Below are 19811 nucleotides of genomic sequence, written 5' to 3' on the forward strand. Positions count from 1 at the left end.
TGCTAGCTCGGATTGGGTTTGTTATGGAGACAGCTCGCGCAGGGCGCCCAGACCTCTCGCGGGTGGGTCGCGCTATTTGTAACCTTATGTGTTGCAAAAGCGCGCTGGCAAGCTGAATCGGACCAGAACCCCCGAATTTCATGGGTTTGAAAGGTTATTGAAAGCTTCGCGACATTACGTCTGGAAATTATTGTCCAGTTGACAAGATGTCGCAGCTCACGTCGAGAGCATTTGCCAGAAAGCCGCCCCCACCCCGGCCAGACTTTCCCCGGCGATGAGGCCGGCCGCGGCGGCCAGGGCGAAGCGTTCGGCCAGCCTCGGTGCCCGCCAGCGCACCAGGGCGGTGAGCAGTGCGCCCAGGGTCATCATCAGCGACACCGAGGCCGGCAGGATGAAGGCCAGGCCCAGGGCCGCCGAGCTGGGCAGCCAGTGCGCGCGGCGGGTCGGCAGCAAGGCTTCGGCCAGGCCCAGCAGCAAGCCGGCCAGGGCGCCCAGGACGATGCCCAGGCGCATGGCGCCATCGAGGGCGCCCAGGCCCTGGGTCAGGGTTTCCGCCACCGCCTTCCACTGGGCCACCGCCGGCGCCGGCCAGGCGGCGCTGAGCAGCAGTGCCTGGGGATCGGGAATCAGTAGCCGATAGGTAAGCACCCCGGTTACCGCACCGAGGGCGATGCCCAGGCACTGGGCGACCACCTGCTTGGCGGGGGTGGCGCCAATGGCCTGGCCGACCTTGAAGTCGTTCATCAGGTCGGTGCTCTGGCCCGCCGCCCCGCCCGCGGTATTGGCGCCCATGAGGTTGATGTTGACCTGCCCGGGGGCGGCCAGCCCAAAGGTCAGCTGCGACAGCTGGCCGATGGCGCCGATGGGGGGAATGCCGGTGGCGCCGACCACCCGCGCGGCCATGGCGGCGAGAAACAGCGCCAGGGGCAGGGCCAGCAGGGCCAGCCAGGGGTCTATGCCGAACAGCCGCACCTGCAGCACCACCACCAGCAGAGCCGCCGCCAGCAGCAGCGCCAGCGGCCAGGCGCGCGGCCGCTGCCAGCCCTGGCGACGGCGTTCGGCGCGGGGCAGGGTGATCAGCCGTACGGCCAGCGCAGCCAGGGTGGCGCTGACCATCAGACTCACCCCGGGCCAGAGCAGCCATTGCACCAGGAAGGCGTATTGCGGACCGCTGGCCTCCGCCGGCAGCGCGGCGACACCACTGGCCAGCAGCCAGGGCGCGACACCGCCCCAGGCCAGCAGGGTGCCGAGCAGCAGTGACAACCCGACCCTCAGGCCGATGATGCCGCCAAAGCCGAGCAGCAGCAGCGAGGGATCGAAGCTGAAGGTCAGGCGTTCCAGGGCTGGCGAGGGCGCGACTCGCGGCAGCGTCCAGGCGAAGGTGTCCACCAGCTTGACCGCCGCCGACAGCGTCAGGGCGCCCAGCAGCACCCGCAGGCGGGCCAGGGCTTCGGCGCCACTGGCATAGACCTGGCGCAGGGCTTCCAGGGTGGCCAGGCCCTCGGGGAATTTCAGGCTGGCATCGGCCAGCAGCAGGGGCCGGAGGTACCAGGCCACCCAGATGCCGAGAAAGCTCACCGCGAACACCCAGCCCATCAGCGGCAGGGTCGGCAATTCCTGGCCGGTCAGCAGGGTGTAGGCCGGGATGGGCGCGACCAGGCCGCCGGAGACGATGCTGGCCGCCGCCGAGGCCACGGTCTGATTGATGTTGCTCTCGTGCAGCGTCCAGCCCGGTTGCTGCAGGCGGCGCCCCAGGCGGTGCCAGAGACCGTAGCTCACCAGCAGGGCGATGATCGACATGTTGAACGACCAGCCGATCTTGAGGCCGGCATAGACATTGGCCGGGGTCAGCAGGATGCCCAGCAGCGCCCCGGTGAGCAGCGCCCGGGGGCTGAGTTCGCGCTCCACGGGCAGCGGCAGGTCGGATGCGGCGGCGTTGGCTGCGGGCAAGAGGGCCTCCTCGGTCAGGCGATCATGGCGTGGTCAGGGGACCCCCGGGCGCGGCGGTTGGTTCGCGCCCTCAGGGGTGGCGTCCGGTCCAGGTCTGGCGCAGGGCCTCGATCAACTGGCGCAGGCCGGGTGGCGGCTGGCGCCGACTCGGGTAGTAGATGCACAGCGGCGCGCCGGGCGAGGCCCAGTCCGGCAACACCTGCTCCAGGCGACCGTCGCGCAGTTCGTCGGCCACCCGCCATTCCAGGCAATAGGCCAGGGCCAGGCCGTCGAGGGCGGCCTGGATCGAGGTCTCGGTCTCGTTGACCGTGAGCGGACCCGGCACGTCGATCGTCCGGGTGCTGGCGCCACTGCCCAGCTCCCAGCGATAGAGGGCGCCGCTGCCCAGCCGCAGGCGTACGCACTGGTGGTCGGCAAGCTCCTCCGGCTGCTGCGGCCGGCCGTGGCGCGCCAGATAGGCGGGGGCGCCCACCACGATCCAGCGCAATTCGTCGGTGAGCGGCAGGGCGACCATATCCTGGGGCACGGTATCGCCATAGCGGATGCCGGCATCGAGGCCGTCGGCGACGATGTCCACCGGGCGATCCTCGACGCTGATGTCCAGTTGCAACTGCGGATAGGCCGCCAGCAGCCGGGGCAGGGTCGGGGTCACCAGCAGCCGCGCCGCATCCCGCGGCACGCTCAGGCGCAGGCGGCCGACCGGGGCGTCGCGGTGCTGGTCCAGTTCGCCCAGCGCCTCGCCAATCAAGGCAAAGCCCTGTTCGAGTTTTTCCGCCAGCGCCGCGCCGGCCAGGGTCGGTACCACCGAGCGACTGGTGCGATTGAGCAGCTTGACCCCCAGGCGCGTCTCCAGCTGGCGCAGGGCATGGCTCAGCGCCGAGGTGGTGACGCCCAGTTCGATGGCGGCCTGGCGAAAGCTGCGCCGCCGGACCAGGGCGACGAAGACGTTGAGATCGGCCAGTTCGCCGCGGTTGAGGGTCGGCATGTACAGTCCTCGCGCGATAAGAGCCTGTCCAAAGTCTGCTGCGCGTCGGCCAAACGGCGTTGAAAATGCCCTGGAAGGCCAGCCCCGTCGGAATGCTCATTTACCATTCGTAAACTCCGCTTCCTCAGGCATTTTCGCCTTGTTTGTCTCTAGCTCGCGAGCCTTTGAACAGGCTCTAAAGGTCAAGCGTTCGTTGAGCCCTATTCAACGCCTTTTGAATTAGCCTCACAAGGCTAACCCTTCCGACTGGCGTCTTCGCCTGGAGATCCTATGAGTGAAACCCTGCGTATCCCGGGTATCGATACCCCCGTTTCCCGCATCGGCCTCGGTACCTGGGCCATCGGTGGCTGGATGTGGGGCGGTACCGACGAAGCCCGTTCCATCGAGACCATCCGCGGCGCCGTGCATGGCGGCATCAACCTGATCGATACCGCGCCGGTGTACGGCTTCGGTCGGTCCGAGGAGATCGTCGGCAAGGCCCTGGAAGGCATCCGCGACCAGGCGGTGATCGCCACCAAGGTAGCCCTGGAGTGGCCCAACGAAGAGGTGCGCCGCAACGCCAGCGCGGCCCGCATTCGCCAGGAGGTGGAGGATTCCCTGCAGCGCCTGCGCACCGATCGCATCGATCTCTATCAGGTGCACTGGCCCGATCCCCAGGTGGCCCACGAAGAAACCGCGGGTGAGCTGGAGCGCTTGCGGCAGGAGGGCAAGATCCTCGCCATCGGCGTGAGCAACTACTCGCCCGAGCAACTGGAGGCCTTCCGCCAGTTCGCCAATCTGTCCACCGTGCAGCCGCCCTACAACCTCTTCGAGCGCGCCATCGAGGCCGATGTGCTGCCCTATGCCCAGCGTCACGGTCTGGTGGTGCTCGCCTATGGCGCGCTCTGCCGCGGCCTGCTGTCCGGGCGTATGCATGCGCAGACGCAATTCGACGGCGATGACCTGCGCCAGGGCGATCCCAAGTTCCAGGCGCCACGCTTCGCCCAGTACCTGGCCGCGGTGGAGGCCCTGACCGCCTTTGCCCGCGAGCGCCATGGCAAGTCGGTGCTGGCCCTGTCGGTGCGCTGGATCCTCGACCAGGGGCCGACCATCGCCCTCTGGGGCGCGCGCAAGCCCGAGCAGTTGCAGGGCCTGGACGAGGCCTTCGGCTGGCGACTGTCCGCCGAGGACCTGGCGGCTATCGACGCCATCCTCGACGAACACGTCAAGGATCCGGTGGGCCCGGAGTTCATGGCGCCGCCCCTGCGTTGATCGGTGCGGCCGGGGCACCCTGGCCCCGCCGCGTTGCCTAAGCTACTCAGCCACAAGAGGTGAGGATCATGGCCAAGCGCGACGATCTCGATCACAAGCCGGAAAACGCCGGTAAGGTCGGCGAGACCCACAAGGAACTCAACCAGGGCGGTGAAGAACAGCGCCCGCAGGACAGCAAGCGACCCGAGCAGCCCAAGGAGAATCCGGATCCGGGTTACTGATAGGGGCACGAAAAACGAAGGCGCCCGGGTGCAGACCCGGGCGCCTTCGTTTTTCAGGCCGAGGTCAGCGGCTGACCCCGGCCATCCTGCCGGTCAGAAGCTGCGTGGCGGGGTGGCCATGCCGCTCTCGTCGCCGACCGCGCCCGGGGTATTGCCGTTGGCCGCGGTACGGCCGACATTCATGCCCGCGGTCGCCTGGGTGGCGCCGAGGGTGCTGCCGGTGCCTGCCCTCGGCGAGCCCGCCATGGACTCGACCCCGGCGTCGGGATCGTTGCCCAGATTTTTCGGCGCAGGAGTACCTGCGTCCGCCGGCTGGCTGCGGTGGTCCTGGCTGGCCTGGCGCGCCTCTTTCGCCACGTCCTGGCCTGCCGCCTTGACCTGTTCGTAGCCACTGCTGGCGGCCTGCTTGGCCTTGGCGGTCAGCTTGTCGCTGTGCTTGCCCAGGGCGCGGTCCTCGGTCTCGGTGCGTGGCAGGGCAGCGCCCAGCAGGGCGCCGAGGGCGATGCCCAGCGCACCCACCACCAGCGGCTGTTCACGCAGCAGGGTCTCGAAGGTGCCCTTGAGCTGTTGCGCCTGGTCAGCCAGGGTGTCCTTGGCCTGCGCCGCGGTATCGCTCAGCCGCTCCCCGGTCTGGGAGGCCTTGGCCGAAACGCTCTCGCCCAGGCCGGTCGCCTTGTCGCGCACATCGTGACTGCCACGGTTCAGGGAATCGCGGGTATGGCCGGCGCTGTTGGCGACCGAGTCCAGCGCACCGGACAGCTTGTCCTTGAGCGGAGTGCCCGTGGTGGCCGGAGCCGGCGTGCGATTCTGTCCCAGCGCCAGCCACAGCAGGCCTACCGAAGTCAGCACCGCCGGCACCGGATTGGCCTTGAGGGTATTGCCCAGGTTGTGGGCGAATTCGCCGCTGTGGCCCTTGGTGTAGGACAGTGCCTGATCGAACAGCTGGCCGGGCGACAGGCGGCTTTCCAGGGCGCCCACCAGGTCTTCGATACGCTCGCGCTTCTGGTCGATCTCGCGCTCGAGCTCGTCGGGATTCTTGCGGGATTCCTGATCGATCTGATCGGTGATGCTCATTGTGCGGCCCTCCGTACGGCGTCCTTGTCCTTCTGCAGGCTGTTGACGGTGCGATCAGGGGTGAAGTGGGACGGCTCGAACTGCTTCTTGCCCGACTGCACCATGATGAAACCAATCACCATGACCACGGCGCCCACCAGCAGGGTGGCGGCCCAGGGCGTGAGGTACTGGGAGAGGAAATAGACGACGCCCATCAGCAGCACGATGAAGCCGGCCAGCAGTACGATGGCGCCTGCGGCGACGCCGGCTACGCCGGCCTTAGTGGTGCGCAGGGACTCGCCCAGTTCGGCCTTGGCCAGGGCCAGTTCCTTGGTGAACAGCGCCGGCACTTCCTGGACCAGCTGCTTGACCAGGCCGACGACCGAGGTGTCGCCCTCGGTGGGGCGCGGAGTGGGGTTGTCGTTGATCATGGCTGCTTGCCTCCGCTCAGGGTGGGTCGATCCAGCGGGCTGGATGAGGTGCCGGTGTTCAGGTTGCTGTCGCTGCGGGCCGGGTTGATCGCCGCGCCACCGATGGGATCGCCACCACGGGTGGTGGTCGGGGTGTGGAGGTCGGGACCCTTGGGAATGTTGTTGGTGTGGATGACGTCGGCACCCGCCGCCGGCTCCACCAGTTCGTTTTCCGCCGCGACCGAGGGGGTGGTCAGCGAGGGCACCGCGTCCGCGCCGCCGACGCGCGCGCTGCTGCCGGTATCCGGCTGGCTGGAGGCCTTGAGAAAGCGCGACAGGCCAAAGCCGATGGCGATGCTGCCGGTCAGGAACAGCGCCGGGTTGTCGCGGGCCAGGGTGCCGGCCTGCTGCAGCAGCTGCTCGGCGTTCTTGCCGCGCAGATCCTCGGCCAGACCGGTCAGGCTCCGTGCCATGTCGCTGACATAGTGCGCCAGGCCCAGGGTGTCCTTGTCTTCCAGTTCGTCGGCCGCCGCCTGGGCGCTCTGGGCAATGGCGCCCAGTTGGTCGGCCGCGGTGTCGCGGTAGTGCTCGAAGTGCGCGGCACCTTCCTGCTTGGCGTCTTGCACCGTGTCCTTGGCGACCTCTTTCAGGTCATGCAGATGGGCCTCTGCCGTAGAACCGTCCTTGGTCTGCGAGGGCTGTCCCTGGGCGGGATTGAGGGGCGTCGTCATACGCTGTTACCTGTGTGCAGAACCTTGTCGTGGCCGGCAGAGAGCTCTCGGCGACCGTTCGTGTGCCTTGCCTTTTAGGTGACCGGGCGGAACGAGCAGGGGTTCTCACGCGGCGTCGGTTTGCTGGCAAAGCTGACAAACGGTTTTACCTACACATCTAGCTACAAGCGCAGCGGCCGTGGCGAAAGAGGGCCTCTGGGACGGGCAATGAAACGCAGTCGCAACATAGGCAACCATTCGTCATGCCCATGGTGGCGATATGCAAATTCGATGAACGATTTTTCGTCCGGTGCGGTCGATTTCTGCAGACGTTGATGTTCGCGCCAATGCAAGCGAACCCCTTTTCCTCTTCACGTCCTGACAGGAGATCTCTCATGGCCGTTGCCAATGCCAAGCAAGAACTCAAGACCGTTTCCAGCGTCAAGCAGAAGGCCCATCAGGGCGAAGACGCCACCCTGCAGAACCAGCAGGCCGTCGGCGAAGCCCTGGCCGTGCTGCTCTCCGATGTCTTCGCGCTGTACATCAAAACCAAGAACTACCACTGGCACATGAAGGGCTCGCACTTCCGCGACTACCACCTGCTGCTGGAAGAGCAGGCTACCCAGCTGTACGGCATCACCGACCTGATCGCCGAGCGTGCGCGCAAGATCGGCCAGCCGACCGTGCGCTCCCTGGAGCAGATGGTGCAACTCAAGCGCCTGGCCAGCAGCGATGCCACCGATCTGTCGGCGGATCAGATGCTGACCGAGCTGCATGACGACAACCAGTCGCTGGCCGCCTACATGCGCACCACCCACACCCTGACCGACGACGCCAACGACGTCTCCACCACCAGCCTGCTGGAAGAGTGGATCGACCAGGCCGAAGAGCGTGCCTGGTTCCTGGGTCAGACCGTCGGCAAATAAGCCGCGGTAGCGACCTGAAAGCCCGTCTCCGGACGGGCTTTTTCATGGGCGCTCGCCAGGGGTCTGGGATTCGACTGGTACTGCCGCGGGGTGCAGCCGAATTCCCGGCGAAACACCGCGTGCAGGTACTGCGCCGAGGTGAAGCCGCAGCGCCGGGCGACCTCGGCCAGGCTCGGCGCCTCTTCCTGCAGCGCCACGGCCGCGGCGGCCAGCTTGAAGCCGAGGATCTCGTCGTGGACGCTGCGCCCCAGCTCGCGGCGAAAGGACGTCTCCAGCGCCGAACGGGAGATGCCGACATAGCTGGCCACCTGCTCGGTCTTGATGCCCTGGCAGGCGTACTGGCGGATGAAGTGCAGGGCGCGCATCACCTGGGGATGGCGCACCGGCTGGTGACGACTGGAAGCCTGGACGTTGATCCCCTCCGGCGGAATCAGCACTCGTGGCGCCCCCAGTTCGACGCCGTGCAGCCGCTGGTGCAGCAGGCGCGCCGCCTCGCGGCCGATGGCCTCGGTACCCTGAATCACCGAGGTCAGGGGCACTCGGGTCAGGGTGCGCGCCAGGGGATCGTTGTCGATGCCCACCAGCGCCACCTGTTCCGGCACCGGGATGCCGGCGGTGAGGCAGGCCTGCAGGAGTTGCCGCGCCCGGGCGTCGGTCACGGCGAGGATGCCCACCGGCTTGGGCAGGGCCTCCAGCCAGGCGATCAGCTGTTCCACCGCCGTGTCCCACAGCGGTGCGCTGGTCTCCAGGCCGCGATAGATCTCCACCGGCAGGCCGTCGCGGCGGAGCAGGGCGGCAAAGGCCGTCTCGCGCTCGCTGGCCCAGCGATTGGTGTCGGCGGCGGGCAGGCTGAAGCAGGCGAAGCGGGTCAGCCCGGATTCGATCAGGTGGTCGTAGGCCAGGCGCACCAGGGCGGCGTTGTCGGTGGCCACGTAGGGGATGCCGGGCGGGTAGTCGCCAGGGGCCGCGTAGGAGCCGCCGACGGCCACCACCGGCAAGGCGCTGTGGGCCAGGGCGGCGCTCACCGCCGGGTCGTCGAAGTCGGCGATGATGCCGTCGCCCTGCCAGCGCTCGATGCCCTTGAGCCGGCAGAGGAAGTCTTCTTCGAGGAACAGATCCCAGCGCGCCCGGGTACCGCTCAGATAGTTGCCGATGCCGGCGAGGATGCCTCTGTCGTAGATCTTGCTCCCGTTGAACAGCAGGGCGACGCGGTGGACGGGCGGCTGGCTGGGCATGGCGGCGTTTCCGGCAGGAGGCGCGGGCGGGGCTCCAGACTACGACCGCCGCGTGCACGCCTCAAGCGGCAAAATCGCACCTGGCTCTGGTGATTTTCACAATAGGCAGCCCGGGCAGCGGCGCTACCATCGACGCAAACCGGTACGCCGTATCGGGTGCGACAGATAAGAACAAGGACAACGCCATGGCTTATTTCCCCAATGTCGAAAAGGTCCGCTACGCCGGTCCCGACAGCGATTCCCCGCTTGCCTTCCGCCATTACGAAGCCGACCGCCTGGTCATGGGCAAGCCCATGCGCGAGCACCTGCGCATGGCCGTCTGCTACTGGCACACCTTCGTCTGGCCAGGTAGCGATGTCTTTGGTCAGGGCACCTTCCAGCGGCCCTGGCAGGCAGCGGGTTCGCCCCTGGAGCAGGCCCGCGCCAAGGCCGCCGCCGCCTTCGAATTCTTCAGCAAGCTGGGCGTGGACTACTACTGCTTCCACGACACCGACGTCGCCCCGGAAGGCGCCAGCTTCGCCGAGTACCGCGAGAACTTCGCCCGTCTGGTGGACGAGCTGGAACGCCACCAGAGCGACACCGGCCTCAAGCTGCTGTGGGGCACCGCCAACTGCTTCAGCCACCCGCGCTATGCCGCCGGCGCCGCCAGCAATCCCGATCCGGAAGTCTTCGCCTGCGCCGCCACCCAGGTCTGCACGGCGATGAACGCCACTCACCGCCTGGGCGGCGAGAACTATGTGCTCTGGGGCGGCCGCGAAGGCTACGAGACCCTGCTCAACACCGACCTTGCGCGCGAGCGCGAGCAACTCGGCCGCTTCATGCAGATGGTGGTGGAGCACAAGCACCGCATCGGCTTCCAGGGCGATCTGCTGATCGAGCCCAAGCCCCAGGAGCCGACCAAGCACCAGTACGACTATGACGTGGCCACCGTCTTCGGCTTCCTGCAGCAATTCGGGCTGGAGAAGGAGATCAAGGTCAACATCGAGGCCAACCACGCGACCCTGGCCGGGCACAGCTTCCAGCACGAGATCGCTAGCGCCGTGGCCCTCGGCGTATTCGGCAGCATCGACGCCAACCGCGGCGATCCGCAAAACGGCTGGGACACCGACCAGTTCCCCAACAGCGTCGAGGAAATGACCCTGGCGATCTACGAGATCCTCAAGGGCGGCGGCTTCACCCGCGGCGGCTTCAACTTCGACGCCAAGGTGCGCCGCCAGAGCCTGGACGACGTCGACCTGTTCCACGGCCACGTGGCGGCCATGGACACCCTGGCGCTGTCGCTGGAACGCGCCGCGGCGCTGTTGCAGGACGACCCCCTGGGCAAGTTCAAGGCCGAGCGCTATGCCGGCTGGGACCAGTCCCTCGGTCAGCGCATCCTCGGGGGCCAGCTGAGTCTGGAGCAACTGGCCGAGCACACCTTCAGCCAGGGCCTGGCGCCCCAGCCGGTGAGCGGCCGCCAGGAGCTGCTCGAAGGCGTGGTCAACCGTTACCTGTATCGCTAGCGACCGCGAGCGGGTCGGCAGAAAAGCCTGGCTGACCCGCTTGTGCAAGCGCGCTGAATCGTTACACTCAAATCCGTTCTCTCGCTCCACAACAACAATAACCAAGGACGCCACCATGACTTTCAAGACGACCCTGCTCGCCGGTCTGCTCGCCCTGTGCACCACCGGTTTCGCCCAGGCCGACGCCCAGCATCCCAAGATCGGTTTCTCCATCGACGACCTGCGCCTGGAGCGCTGGGCCCGTGACCGCGACTACTTCGTCGCCGCCGCCGAGCAACTCGGCGCCAAGGTCTATGTGCAATCCGCCGACGCCAACGAGCAGCGCCAGCTGTCGCAGATCGAGAACCTGATCTCCCGCGGCGTGGACGCCATCGTCATCGTGCCCTTCAACGCCACGGTGCTGAACAACGTGGTGGCCGAGGCCAAGAAGGCCGGGGTCAAGGTGATCTCCTATGACCGCCTGATCCTCAACGCCGACATCGACGCCTACATCTCCTTCGATAACGAGAAGGTCGGCGAGATGCAGGCCGGTGGCGTGCTCAAGGCCCAGCCCAAGGGCAACTTCTTCCTGCTCGGCGGCGCACCCACCGACAACAACGCCAAGATCCTCCGCCAGGGCCAGATGAAGGTCCTGCAGCCGGCCATCGACAAGGGCGACGTCAAGATCGTCGGCCAGCAGTGGGTGAAGGAGTGGAACCCGACCGAGGCCCTGGCCATCGTCGAGAACGCCCTGACCGCCAACGACAACAAGATCGACGGCATCGTCGCCTCCAACGACGCCACCGCCGGCGGCGCCATCCAGGCCCTGGCGGCGCAGAAGCTGGCCGGCAAGGTCGCCGTGTCCGGTCAGGACGCCGACCTCGCCGCCATCAAGCGGGTGATCGCCGGCACCCAGACCATGACCGTCTACAAGCCGCTCAAGCTGATCGCCTCCGAGGCGGCCAAGCTGTCGGTGCAACTGGTGCGCAACGAGAAGCCGGGCTTCAACTCCAGCTACGACAACGGCACCAAGAAGGTCGACACCCTGCTGCTCACCCCCACCGAGCTGACCAAGGCCAACGTTGACCTGCTGGTCAAGGACGGCTTCTACACCCAGGCCCAGATCGACGGCAAATAACCACTGGCCACCGGCTGGCCGTCTGACGCTTGGCGTCGGGCGGCCCCTGGGCAAGGAGCGGCCATGGCCGACTATCTGCTGGAAATGCACGGCATCGCCAAGAGCTTTGGCGGGGTGCGGGCGCTGGACGGCATCGATCTCAAGGTGCGTCCGGGCGAATGCGTAGGGCTGTGCGGCGAGAACGGCGCCGGCAAGTCCACCCTGATGAAGGTCCTCTCGGCGGTCTATCCCCACGGCACCTGGGAAGGTGAGATCCGCTGGGACGGGCGACCCCTGGAAGCCCAGTCCATCGCCGAATCCGAGGCGGCCGGCATCGTCATCATCCACCAGGAACTGACCCTGGTGCCCGATCTGTCCGTGGCCGAGAACATCTTCATGGGCCACGAACCGCGCCGCTTCGGCGGGCGGCTGGACTATCCGACCATGCTGCAGCGCTCGGCCGAGCTGATGCGCCGGCTCAAGGTGCCGGACATGAACGTGGCCCTGCCGGTGTCCCAGTACGGCGGCGGCCTGCAGCAACTGGTGGAAATCGCCAAGGCGCTGAACAAGAACGCCCGGCTGCTGATCCTCGACGAACCGACCTCGGCGCTCACCACCTCCGAGATCGCCGTGCTGCTGGACATCATCCGCGACCTCAAGGCGCAGGGCGTCGCCTGCGTCTACATCTCGCACAAGCTCGACGAGGTGGCGGCCATCTGCGACACCATCACGGTGATCCGCGACGGCAAGCACATCGCCACCACGCCCATGGCCGAGATGGACATCGACCGCATCATCACCCAGATGGTCGGCCGCGCCATGACCAACCTCTATCCGCAGATCCCCCATGAGATCGGCGAGGTGATCTTCGAGGCGCGTCACTTCACCTGCCTGGACGTCGACAATCCCCAGCGCAAGCGCGTCGACGACGTCTCCTTCGCCGTGCGCGCCGGCGAGATCCTCGGCATCGCCGGTCTGGTGGGCGCTGGGCGCACCGAACTGGTCTCGGCCATCTTCGGCGCCTACGACGGCCGCTACGAAGGCGAGGTCTGGCTCAACGGCCAGCGCATCGACACCCGCACCCCGCTGAAATCCATTCGCGCCGGCCTCTGCCTGGTCCCGGAGGATCGCAAGCGCCAGGGCATCATTCCCGACCTGGGCGTGGGCTCGAACATCACCCTCACGGTGCTGGACCGATTCGCCCACCTGAGTCGCATCGACAGCGAGGCGGAACTGTCCTGCATCGACACCGAGATCGCCCGGCTGCAACTCAAGACCAGCAGCCCCTTCCTGCCCATCACCGGCCTCTCCGGCGGCAACCAGCAGAAGGCGGTGCTCTCCAAGATGCTGCTGGCGCGGCCCAAGGTGCTGATCCTCGACGAGCCCACCCGCGGCGTCGACGTCGGCGCCAAGTTCGAGATCTACCGGCTGATCGGCCTGCTCGCCGCGGAGGGCGTGGCCATCGTCATGGTCTCCTCGGAGCTGGCCGAGGTCCTCGGCGTCTCCGACCGGGTGCTGGTGCTCGGCGAAGGCCGGCTGCGCGGCGATTTCCCCAATGAGAATCTGACCCAGGAGCGGGTACTGGCCGCGGCCTTGGGCACCACCGAACGGGCGGTCGCCCAAGCCCGGGAGCACTTCTGATGCACGCCGTGAAACAGCTGTTCACCCGTTACAAGATGCTCGCCCTGCTGATCGCCGTGGCCCTGATCTGGCTGTTCTTCAGCTGGCAGACCGAAGGCGGCTTCGTCACCCCGCGCAACCTCTCCAACCTGCTGCGGCAGATGTCCATCACCGGCATCCTCGCCTGCGGCATGGTGCTGGTGATCATCGCCGGCGAGATCGACCTCTCGGTGGGTTCGCAACTCGGCCTGCTCGGCGGGGTGGCGGCGGTACTCGACGTCACCTACCACGTGCCCCTGCCGATCACCCTGCTGGCGGTGGCCGCCGGTGGCCTGCTGATCGGCCTGATCAACGGCTACCTGAGTGCCTATCGCGGGATACCGTCCTTCATCGTCGGCCTCGGCGGCATGCTGGCCTTTCGCGGCGTGCTGCTCGGGCTCACCGGTGGCGTCACCGTCGCCCCGGTGTCGCCGGAACTGGTCTACCTCGGCCAGGGCTATCTGCCGCCGGCCGTGGGCAGTGCCCTGGGCGTGCTGCTGTTCGCCGTGGCCGTGGTGCTCACCTGGCGCCAGCGCAGCAAGCGCAAGACCCTCGGCCTGACCCTCGCGCCGCTGTGGCGCGACGTCTTGCGGGTGGTGGTGATCGGCGTGGTGCTGGCGGCCTTCATCCAGACCCTCAACCGCTATGACGGCATCCCGGTGCCAGTGCTGATCCTGCTGGTGCTGCTCGGGGTGTTCAGCTACATCACCAGCCAGACGGTGTTCGGCCGGCGCATCTATGCGGTGGGCAGCAACCTGGAAGCCACGCGGCTGTCGGGCATCAACGTCCAGGCGATCAAGCTCGGCATCTTTGGTCTGATGGGCGTGATGTGCGCCCTGGCCGGTCTGGTCAACACCGCCCGCCTGGCCGCCGGCTCGCCGTCGGCCGGCACCATGGGCGAACTGGACGCCATCGCCGCCTGCTTCATCGGCGGCACCTCCATGCGCGGCGGCTCGGGCACCGTCTACGGCGCCCTGCTCGGCGCCCTGGTGATCGCCAGCCTGGACAACGGCATGTCCATGCTCGACGTGGACAGCTACTGGCAGATGATCGTCAAGGGCGGCATCCTGGTCCTGGCCGTCTGGGTCGACGTCAGCACCCGCACCAGCCGGCGCTGAGCGGGATGACCAGGCGTGGATGAGGCTGCGCCGTCATCCACGCTACGGCAGTGCCGCCACTTCACTCCGTATCGCCCCCTCTCCCTCTGGGAGAGGGCTGGGGTGAGGGCACAGCCAACACCCACCCTCTCCGGCAAGCCCCGTACGTAGCGTGGAAAACCGCAAAGCGTTTTCCACTGGCTGGCGCGGAATCCGAGGTGGATGAGGCTGCGCCGTCATCCACCCTACGGCAAAGCCCCCATCTCACTCCAAACGCCCCCCTCTCCCTCAGGGAGAGGGCCGGGGTGAGGGCACAGCCAACGCCCACTCTTTCCGGCAAGCGCCGTCCGTAGCGTGGAAAACCGCAAAGCGTTTTCCACTAGCTGGCGCGGGATCCGAGGTGGATGAGGCTGCGCCGTCATCCACCCTACGGCAAAGCTCCCTCTCACTCCGTATCGCCCCCTCTCCCCCTGGGAGAGGGCTGGGGTGAGGGACACTCAGCCTCCGCTCAACCCCCCGACCCCGCTCAACTCTCGAACCGCTGCACCCGCGGACCGCGCTGGCGCAGGTCGGCGAGGCTTTCCGGGCTCAGGGTGCCGATCGCCCGATCGAGGTCGCGCTGCAGGTCCTTGATTACGGTGGCCAGGGTGGCGGTGCATTCCAGGCTGCACAGGGGAATGGCCTTGGTGACCGTGACCGCGCGGGCGGTGTCGGTGACGGTGAACAGCAGGGTGCGATCGGCGCGACGGGGGACCGCCAGGCAGGAGTGCGGACTGAAGGCGGTGATCAGCATGTCGATGGCGTCTTGCATGGGCAGTTCGTCCTTGGCGTGACCGTGAAAGCGTCCGCGTCAGACGCCTTCCGTCCATGAAAGGTTCATTCCAGAGCGCCTGCATCAAGGTGGGGTCATGCCAAGGCGTACGGCACGTCGGCTCGCCCGGCTGCAAGCGACTCGCGCCAGGCGCCGCCAGGGCTTTTCCACCCGCCCGCGGCAGCGGCCATTGTGGATAAGCCGCACGTCCCGCCATCCATCCCCGGCCTTTGACGCCCGCGCCGGGCTGCGGCAGAGTGCGCGCCCCTTTGGTGGTGCGGAGTCGGCGATGAATGCGGTGGTGGTGGCGGTAGGACTGATGCTGGTCCTGAGTCTGGCGCGGGTGCACGTGGTGGTGGCGATGATCGCCGGCGCCGTGGCCGGTGGTCTGGTCGGCGGCCTCGGACTGGAAGGAACCCTGCTGGCCTTCAACGCCGGCCTGGGCAATGGCGCCAAGGTGGCGCTCTCCTATGCGCTGCTGGGCGCCTTCGCCGTGGCCATCAGCCAGTCGGGGCTGGCGCACATGCTGGCCGATCGCGCCCTGGCGCTTATGGAACGCCAGGCGGCCCAGGGCGGACGCTCGCTGCGCTGGGCGCTGCTCGGCCTGCTGCTGGCGGTGTCCATCGCCTCGCAGAACATCCTGCCCATCCACATCGCCTTCATCCCGCTGCTGGTGCCGCCGCTGCTCTATGTGCTGACGCGCCTGGAGCTGGATCGCCGGCGGCTGTCCTGCGTCATGACCTTCGGCCTGATCGCCCCCTACATGTTCCTGCCGGTGGGCTTCGGCAGTCTCTATCTGCACGACATCCTGCTGGCCAGCGTGTCCCGTGCCGGGGTGGACGTCAGCGGCGTGGATCCCAGTCGCGCCATGCTGCTGCCGGCCCTGGGCATGGTGGTCGGCCTGCTGCTCGCGGTCTTCGTCAGCTATCGCCGGCCGCGACAGTACGATCTCAACCTGGTGGCGCGCACCGAGCGGGCCGACCGTCCCTACAACGGCCGCACCCTGCTGGTGGCGCTGATCGCGGTGATCGCCGCCTTTGGCGTGCAGCTCTGGCTGGACTCCATGATCCTCGGTGCCCTGGTCGGCTTCGTGGTCTTTACCGCCACCGGCGTGGTGCGCTGGCGCGAGGCGGACGACCTGTTCAGCGAGGGGGCGAAGATGATGGCGGTGATCGGCTTCATCATGCTCACCGCCGGCGGCTTCGCCGAGGTGCTGACCGCCACCGGCCAGATCAAGGACCTGGCCGCCACCGCGGCCGGCCTGATCGGCGACAATCGCGCCCTGGGCGCGCTGCTGCTCCTGCTGCTGGGCATGCTGGTGACCCTGGGCATCGGCTCGTCCTTTTCCAGCGTGCCCATCCTCGCCGCCATCCTCGGCCCGCTGTGCCTGCACCTGGGCTTTTCGCCGCTGGCCATCGTCTGCCTGATCGGCACCGCCGGCGCCCTCGGCGACTCGGGTTCGCCGGCTTCGGATTCCACCCTGGGCCCCACTTCCGGCCTCAACGTGGACGGCCAGCACAGCCATATCTGGGACACCGTGGTGCCGTCCTTCCTGCACTTCAGCCTGCCGATGCTGCTGTTCGGCTGGGCCGCGGTGCTGCTGCTGTAACCGGCGATTGCCGCCCGGGCGCAAAGCCCCGGCCGGGCGGGTCCAAGGCCTACAGCCAAGGAGTCGCCCCATGTCCACCCCCGCCTTCAGTGTCGAACACCTGACCGCCGCCGACCTGCCGGCCACCACCGAGGTGGTGCGCCTGGCCTTCGCCACCTGGATGGGCGCCGCCGAACCGGGCGAATTCTGGAACGACCGCGACTATGTGCGCAGTCGCTTCGCCGCACCCCACACCGCCTGGTTCAAGGCCCTTGACGGCGCGCGGCTGGTCGGCGCCATCTGCGTCACCCGCTGGGGGCGCCACGGCATCCTCGGCCCGCTGGCGGTGCATCCGGACTACTGGGACGCCAAGGTGGCCAAGGCGCTCATGGGCGCCGCGGTCGCGCAGCTCGATGCCTGGCAGCTGGTCCATGCCGGACTCTTCACCTTTCCCGACAGTCCGCGTCACCTGGGGCTCTACCAGGGCTTCGGCTTCTGGCCGCAGACCCTGACCGCGGTGATGGCGCGGCCGGTGCAGGCGCAGGCCGCGCCGCCGGCGCTGCGCTTTTCCCTGGCGGCCGAACCCGACCGGCTGCTGGCGGCCTGCGCCGACGTGGGTCGGGCCAATGCGCCGGGGCTGGATGTCTCCGCCGAGATGGCCGCGGTGCGCGCGCAGGGGCTCGGCGAGAGTCTGCTGCTGCAGGATGCGCAGGGCCGGGCGGAGGGCTTCGCCGTCTGCCACTTCGGGCCCCACAGCGAGGCGGGTACCGGGGTCTGCTATGTGAAGTGCGCAGCGGTGCTGCCCGGCGTGGGCGCGGAGGCGCGCTTCGCCCGGCTGATCGCCGCCTGCGACGGCCTGGCCCGGGACCACGGTCAGCAGCGACTGCTGGCCGGCGTCAATACCGCTCGCCGGGGCGCCTACCAATGGCTGCTGGCTCAAGGCTTTCGCAGCGAGATCCTGGGCATCACCCTGCACCGGGGCGACGCCCATTACGATCACCCCAAGGTCTGGCTGCTGGACGACTGGCGCTAGGCCTGGGTGCTGTCTTCAGGGGTCTTCTTGCGCGAGCGGCTGCGCGGCTTGGGTGCCGGCGGGGCGACGCTGCTCTGGATGCCGCCGACCTGGGTCAGGTTGTCGTCGGGCTGGTCTTCCAGTTCGCGATTGGCCTGGAACCAGTGCTCGAAATCCTGGCCATGGGGACGCCCTTCGCGTTCCCAGATTTCATAGGCGCGCTGGCGGATGCGTTCTTCGAGGGTCATACCGGTAACTCCAAAGGGGCAGGGGAGAGCGGCCGGCAGCGCCGGCGCTCTTCCTGACTAGGCCCGAGGCGACCGGAAAAAGTTTCCCCGAGGCTTGCGATGAGTCAGGCGCCGTTGCCGCTTGCCGGGCTCTGGCAGGCCGCTTTTGCGGACAGGACCGTTCGTCGGGCCCTGGCTAGCCCTGCCAGGCGCGGCGGTAGGCGCCTGGCGCCACGCCGTAGGCCTGCTTGAACTGGCGAGTGAGATGGCTCTGGTCGGCAAAGCCCAGCTGCAGGGCTACCTCCAGGGGCGCCCAGCCGGCGCGCAGCAGGCCCTGGGCGCGGGTCAGGCGCTGCTGCTTGAGCCAGGCGTGGGGCGGCAGGCCCGTCGCCCGGCGGAACACCCGCAGGAAATGAAAGGGCGACAGCCCTACCGCCTGGGCCAGTTCTTCGAGGCTGGGCGGTTGCTGCAACTGCTGGCCGAGCAGTTCGCGGGCGCGCTGCACCGCCAGGGGTTCGCGGCCAGGTTCGGTCAGGGCGCCCAGGCGGGCATGGCGGCCGAACAGCAGGAGCAGCGCCTCGCGCCAGGCGGTCTGCTGCTCCAGCGCCTCGGCGCCACCATCGGCCAGCCGATGCAGCTGGCCGAAGGCCGCGCTCACCTGAGGGTCGTGCAGCACGCTGGTGGCGAAGGCCGGGGTGGCGTCCAGCGGGCGTCCCAGCTCGGCGAACACTGGGCCCAGCTGCGCCAGCGTCGGATAGAAGCCGCGGTACTGCCAGCCTTCCTCGACCGCCGTGGCCCCGGTGTGCAACTCGTCCGGATTGATCAGCACCATGCTGCCGGCCGCGGCCAGGTGCTCGGCGCCGCGGTGGCGAAAGCGCTGGGCGCCGCGCTCGATCACGGTGAACACATAGCCTTCGTGCACATGGGGCGCAAAGCGCTGGCGGCGATAGCGGGCATGCAGCAGCTCGACGCCGCCCAGGCCGCGGGCCGGCCAGAGGCGGGCGTTTTCTTGTTGTCCGTTCATGGCTCTCTCGTGGCCCCGACGGGTTCCACCTTCGGGCTAGAGGAGCCAGCGTAGCAGGTAGAACACGCCCATGCTGAGGATCACCGTGGTCAGCACCCGTCGCGTCCAGAGCATCAGCCCCACCGCGGTCAGGGCCGCCAGCGGGTAGGGATCGACCAGGGTCGCGGCAAGCGACGTTTCGCCGGAGAACAGGATGGGTCCGCAGATGGCGGTGAGCATCCCGGGCACGGCGAATTCCAGGAAGGTGCGCAGGTTGCGGCCCAGGCGCAGCGGCAGGCGGGGTTCGAGAAAGAGATAGCGATTGCAGAAGACCAGGGCGGCCATGCCGAGCACGGTGGCGAGGATCATGGCAGGCGCTCCCGCAGGCGGCGGACCAGAAAGCCCACGCTCATCCCCGCCAGGCCGCCCAGCACCAGGGCGCCCTGCCAGTGCAGGTGATGCAGCCAGACCGACACCAGCAGCGCGGTGAGCACGCAGGCCACGGTGGCCAGGTCGCGCACCAGGGGCACCACCAGGGCGATGAAGGTGGCGGCGATGGAGAAGTCCAGGCCCAGGGCACCCAGGTTGGGCAGCACCCGCCCCAGCAGCAGCCCGGCCAGGGTGAAGAGATTCCACAGCAGATAGAAACTCAGGCCCATGCCCAAGGCGCGCCAGCGGTCGAAGCTGGCCGGTTGCTCGGCATGGTTCAGGGCGAAGAATTCATCGGTGAGCAGGAAGCCGAAGCCCAGCCGCCAGGGCAGCGGCTGGGGCGCCAGGACGCGTCTCAGGTGCAGGCCATAGAGCAGGTGCTGGGAGGTCAGCAGCAGGGTGGTCAGCAGGATGGCGGCGAGGCCTGCGCCGGCCTTGAGCATGCCCAGGGCCACCAGTTGCGCCGCCCCGGCGAACACCAGCAGGGAAAAGGCCTGGCCTTCCAGCACGCTGAGTCCGGTCTCGATGGCCAGGGCGCCGACCAGGATGCCCCAGGGCGCGCAGGCCAGCGACAGCGGCATGATCTGCCAGGCGCCCTGGAGGAAGGCGCGGCGGCGGGAAGCGGTCATCGGCACGGCTCCGGAGG

At 68.1% G+C, this 19811-nt stretch carries 20 protein-coding genes; 9 read left to right on the forward strand and 11 right to left on the reverse strand.

The genetic code is table 11. The features are described from left to right. Window positions 1–216 precede the first annotated feature (216 nt). Complete coding sequence (locus DBY63_RS14170; RefSeq protein ID WP_108581622.1) at window positions 217–1950, reverse strand: OPT family oligopeptide transporter; 1734 nt, start codon at window positions 1948–1950, stop codon at window positions 217–219. A 70-nt stretch (window positions 1951–2020) separates the two neighbouring features. Beyond that, window positions 2021–2935 (reverse strand): LysR family transcriptional regulator, encoded by a 915-nt coding sequence (locus tag DBY63_RS14175; RefSeq protein WP_027597446.1) that lies wholly within the window; start codon window positions 2933–2935, stop codon window positions 2021–2023. A 270-nt stretch (window positions 2936–3205) separates the two neighbouring features. Between DBY63_RS14175 and DBY63_RS14180 the strand changes: the two genes are divergently transcribed. Beyond that, window positions 3206–4186, forward strand: coding sequence for an aldo/keto reductase (locus tag DBY63_RS14180; RefSeq protein ID WP_108581621.1), 981 nt, complete (start codon window positions 3206–3208; stop codon window positions 4184–4186). Window positions 4187–4254: 68 nt separating this feature from the next. Next, complete coding sequence (locus DBY63_RS25005) at window positions 4255–4407, forward strand: hypothetical protein (protein ID WP_169742412.1); 153 nt, start codon at window positions 4255–4257, stop codon at window positions 4405–4407. A 93-nt stretch (window positions 4408–4500) separates the two neighbouring features. On the opposite strand, the gene DBY63_RS14185 is transcribed toward DBY63_RS25005, so the two are convergent. Genes DBY63_RS14185 through DBY63_RS14195 form a run of 3 tightly spaced genes read right to left on the reverse strand, consistent with a single transcriptional unit; the run spans window position 4501 to window position 6601 of the window. Then, entirely contained in the window at window positions 4501–5481 is a 981-nt protein-coding gene (locus tag DBY63_RS14185) for a DUF3618 domain-containing protein (protein WP_108581620.1), read from the reverse strand. Continuing rightward, window positions 5478–5891, reverse strand: coding sequence for a phage holin family protein (locus DBY63_RS14190; RefSeq protein WP_108581619.1), 414 nt, complete (start codon window positions 5889–5891; stop codon window positions 5478–5480). Before DBY63_RS14190 ends, DBY63_RS14185 begins: the two co-directional genes overlap by 4 nt. Continuing rightward, the gene (locus tag DBY63_RS14195; protein ID WP_256594399.1) at window positions 5888–6601 is read right to left on the reverse strand and encodes a hypothetical protein; all 714 of its coding nucleotides are present in this window, start codon (window positions 6599–6601) and stop codon (window positions 5888–5890) included. The genes DBY63_RS14190 and DBY63_RS14195 overlap by 4 nt, the downstream gene beginning before the upstream one ends. A gap of 374 nt (window positions 6602–6975) precedes the next feature. On the opposite strand from DBY63_RS14195, the gene DBY63_RS14200 reads away from it, so the two are divergent. Then, on the forward strand, window positions 6976–7506 hold the full coding sequence (locus DBY63_RS14200; RefSeq protein WP_017639603.1) for a DNA starvation/stationary phase protection protein: 531 nt from the start codon (window positions 6976–6978) through the stop codon (window positions 7504–7506). On the opposite strand, the gene DBY63_RS14205 is transcribed toward DBY63_RS14200, so the two are convergent. Continuing rightward, the gene (locus DBY63_RS14205) at window positions 7488–8741 is read right to left on the reverse strand and encodes a DNA-binding transcriptional regulator (RefSeq protein ID WP_108581618.1); all 1254 of its coding nucleotides are present in this window, start codon (window positions 8739–8741) and stop codon (window positions 7488–7490) included. The genes DBY63_RS14200 and DBY63_RS14205 overlap by 19 nt on opposite strands. 185 nt (window positions 8742–8926) lie before the next feature. Between DBY63_RS14205 and xylA the strand changes: the two genes are divergently transcribed. From xylA to DBY63_RS14225, 4 genes are all read left to right on the forward strand, one after another. Further along, window positions 8927–10243, forward strand: coding sequence for a xylose isomerase (gene xylA, locus DBY63_RS14210; RefSeq protein WP_027597452.1), 1317 nt, complete (start codon window positions 8927–8929; stop codon window positions 10241–10243). A gap of 115 nt (window positions 10244–10358) precedes the next feature. Next, a complete protein-coding gene (gene xylF, locus DBY63_RS14215) occupies window positions 10359–11360 on the forward strand; it encodes a D-xylose ABC transporter substrate-binding protein (protein ID WP_007159832.1) in 1002 nt (333 codons plus the stop codon). Window positions 11361–11423: 63 nt separating this feature from the next. Beyond that, window positions 11424–12980 (forward strand): D-xylose ABC transporter ATP-binding protein, encoded by a 1557-nt coding sequence (gene xylG, locus DBY63_RS14220; protein ID WP_027597454.1) that lies wholly within the window; start codon window positions 11424–11426, stop codon window positions 12978–12980. Continuing rightward, a complete protein-coding gene (locus DBY63_RS14225) occupies window positions 12980–14116 on the forward strand; it encodes a sugar ABC transporter permease (protein ID WP_108581617.1) in 1137 nt (378 codons plus the stop codon). The genes xylG and DBY63_RS14225 overlap by 1 nt, the downstream gene beginning before the upstream one ends. 505 nt (window positions 14117–14621) lie before the next feature. On the opposite strand, the gene DBY63_RS14230 is transcribed toward DBY63_RS14225, so the two are convergent. Further along, window positions 14622–14906: a hypothetical protein gene (locus DBY63_RS14230; RefSeq protein ID WP_017639596.1), complete on the reverse strand. Its 285-nt coding sequence runs from the start codon at window positions 14904–14906 to the stop codon at window positions 14622–14624. A gap of 289 nt (window positions 14907–15195) precedes the next feature. On the opposite strand from DBY63_RS14230, the gene DBY63_RS14235 reads away from it, so the two are divergent. Then, window positions 15196–16515 (forward strand): Na+/H+ antiporter NhaC family protein, encoded by a 1320-nt coding sequence (locus tag DBY63_RS14235; RefSeq protein WP_044342267.1) that lies wholly within the window; start codon window positions 15196–15198, stop codon window positions 16513–16515. A gap of 70 nt (window positions 16516–16585) precedes the next feature. Next, window positions 16586–17527, forward strand: a complete 942-nt coding sequence (locus DBY63_RS14240) for a GNAT family N-acetyltransferase (protein ID WP_108581616.1) — start codon at window positions 16586–16588, stop codon at window positions 17525–17527. Here the strand turns inward: DBY63_RS14240 and DBY63_RS14245 are convergent. The 4 genes from DBY63_RS14245 to DBY63_RS14260 all read right to left on the reverse strand — a co-directional run bounded on the left by DBY63_RS14245 (window position 17524) and on the right by DBY63_RS14260 (window position 19794). After that, a complete protein-coding gene (locus tag DBY63_RS14245; RefSeq protein WP_074584169.1) occupies window positions 17524–17754 on the reverse strand; it encodes a DUF2934 domain-containing protein in 231 nt (76 codons plus the stop codon). The genes DBY63_RS14240 and DBY63_RS14245 overlap by 4 nt on opposite strands. Before the next feature lie 175 nt (window positions 17755–17929). Beyond that, window positions 17930–18757 carry an AraC family transcriptional regulator gene (locus DBY63_RS14250; RefSeq protein ID WP_027597459.1) on the reverse strand — a complete coding sequence of 276 codons (828 nt, stop codon included), beginning with the start codon at window positions 18755–18757 and terminating at the stop codon, window positions 17930–17932. Window positions 18758–18793: 36 nt separating this feature from the next. After that, window positions 18794–19105, reverse strand: coding sequence for an AzlD domain-containing protein (locus DBY63_RS14255; protein WP_027597460.1), 312 nt, complete (start codon window positions 19103–19105; stop codon window positions 18794–18796). After that, complete coding sequence (locus tag DBY63_RS14260; RefSeq protein ID WP_007159822.1) at window positions 19102–19794, reverse strand: AzlC family ABC transporter permease; 693 nt, start codon at window positions 19792–19794, stop codon at window positions 19102–19104. Before DBY63_RS14260 ends, DBY63_RS14255 begins: the two co-directional genes overlap by 4 nt. Between the last annotated feature and the right edge of the window lie 17 nt (window positions 19795–19811).

Source organism: Pseudomonas sp. RIT411, from assembly GCF_003057735.2.
GTDB lineage: Bacteria > Pseudomonadota > Gammaproteobacteria > Pseudomonadales > Pseudomonadaceae > Chryseomonas > Chryseomonas oryzihabitans.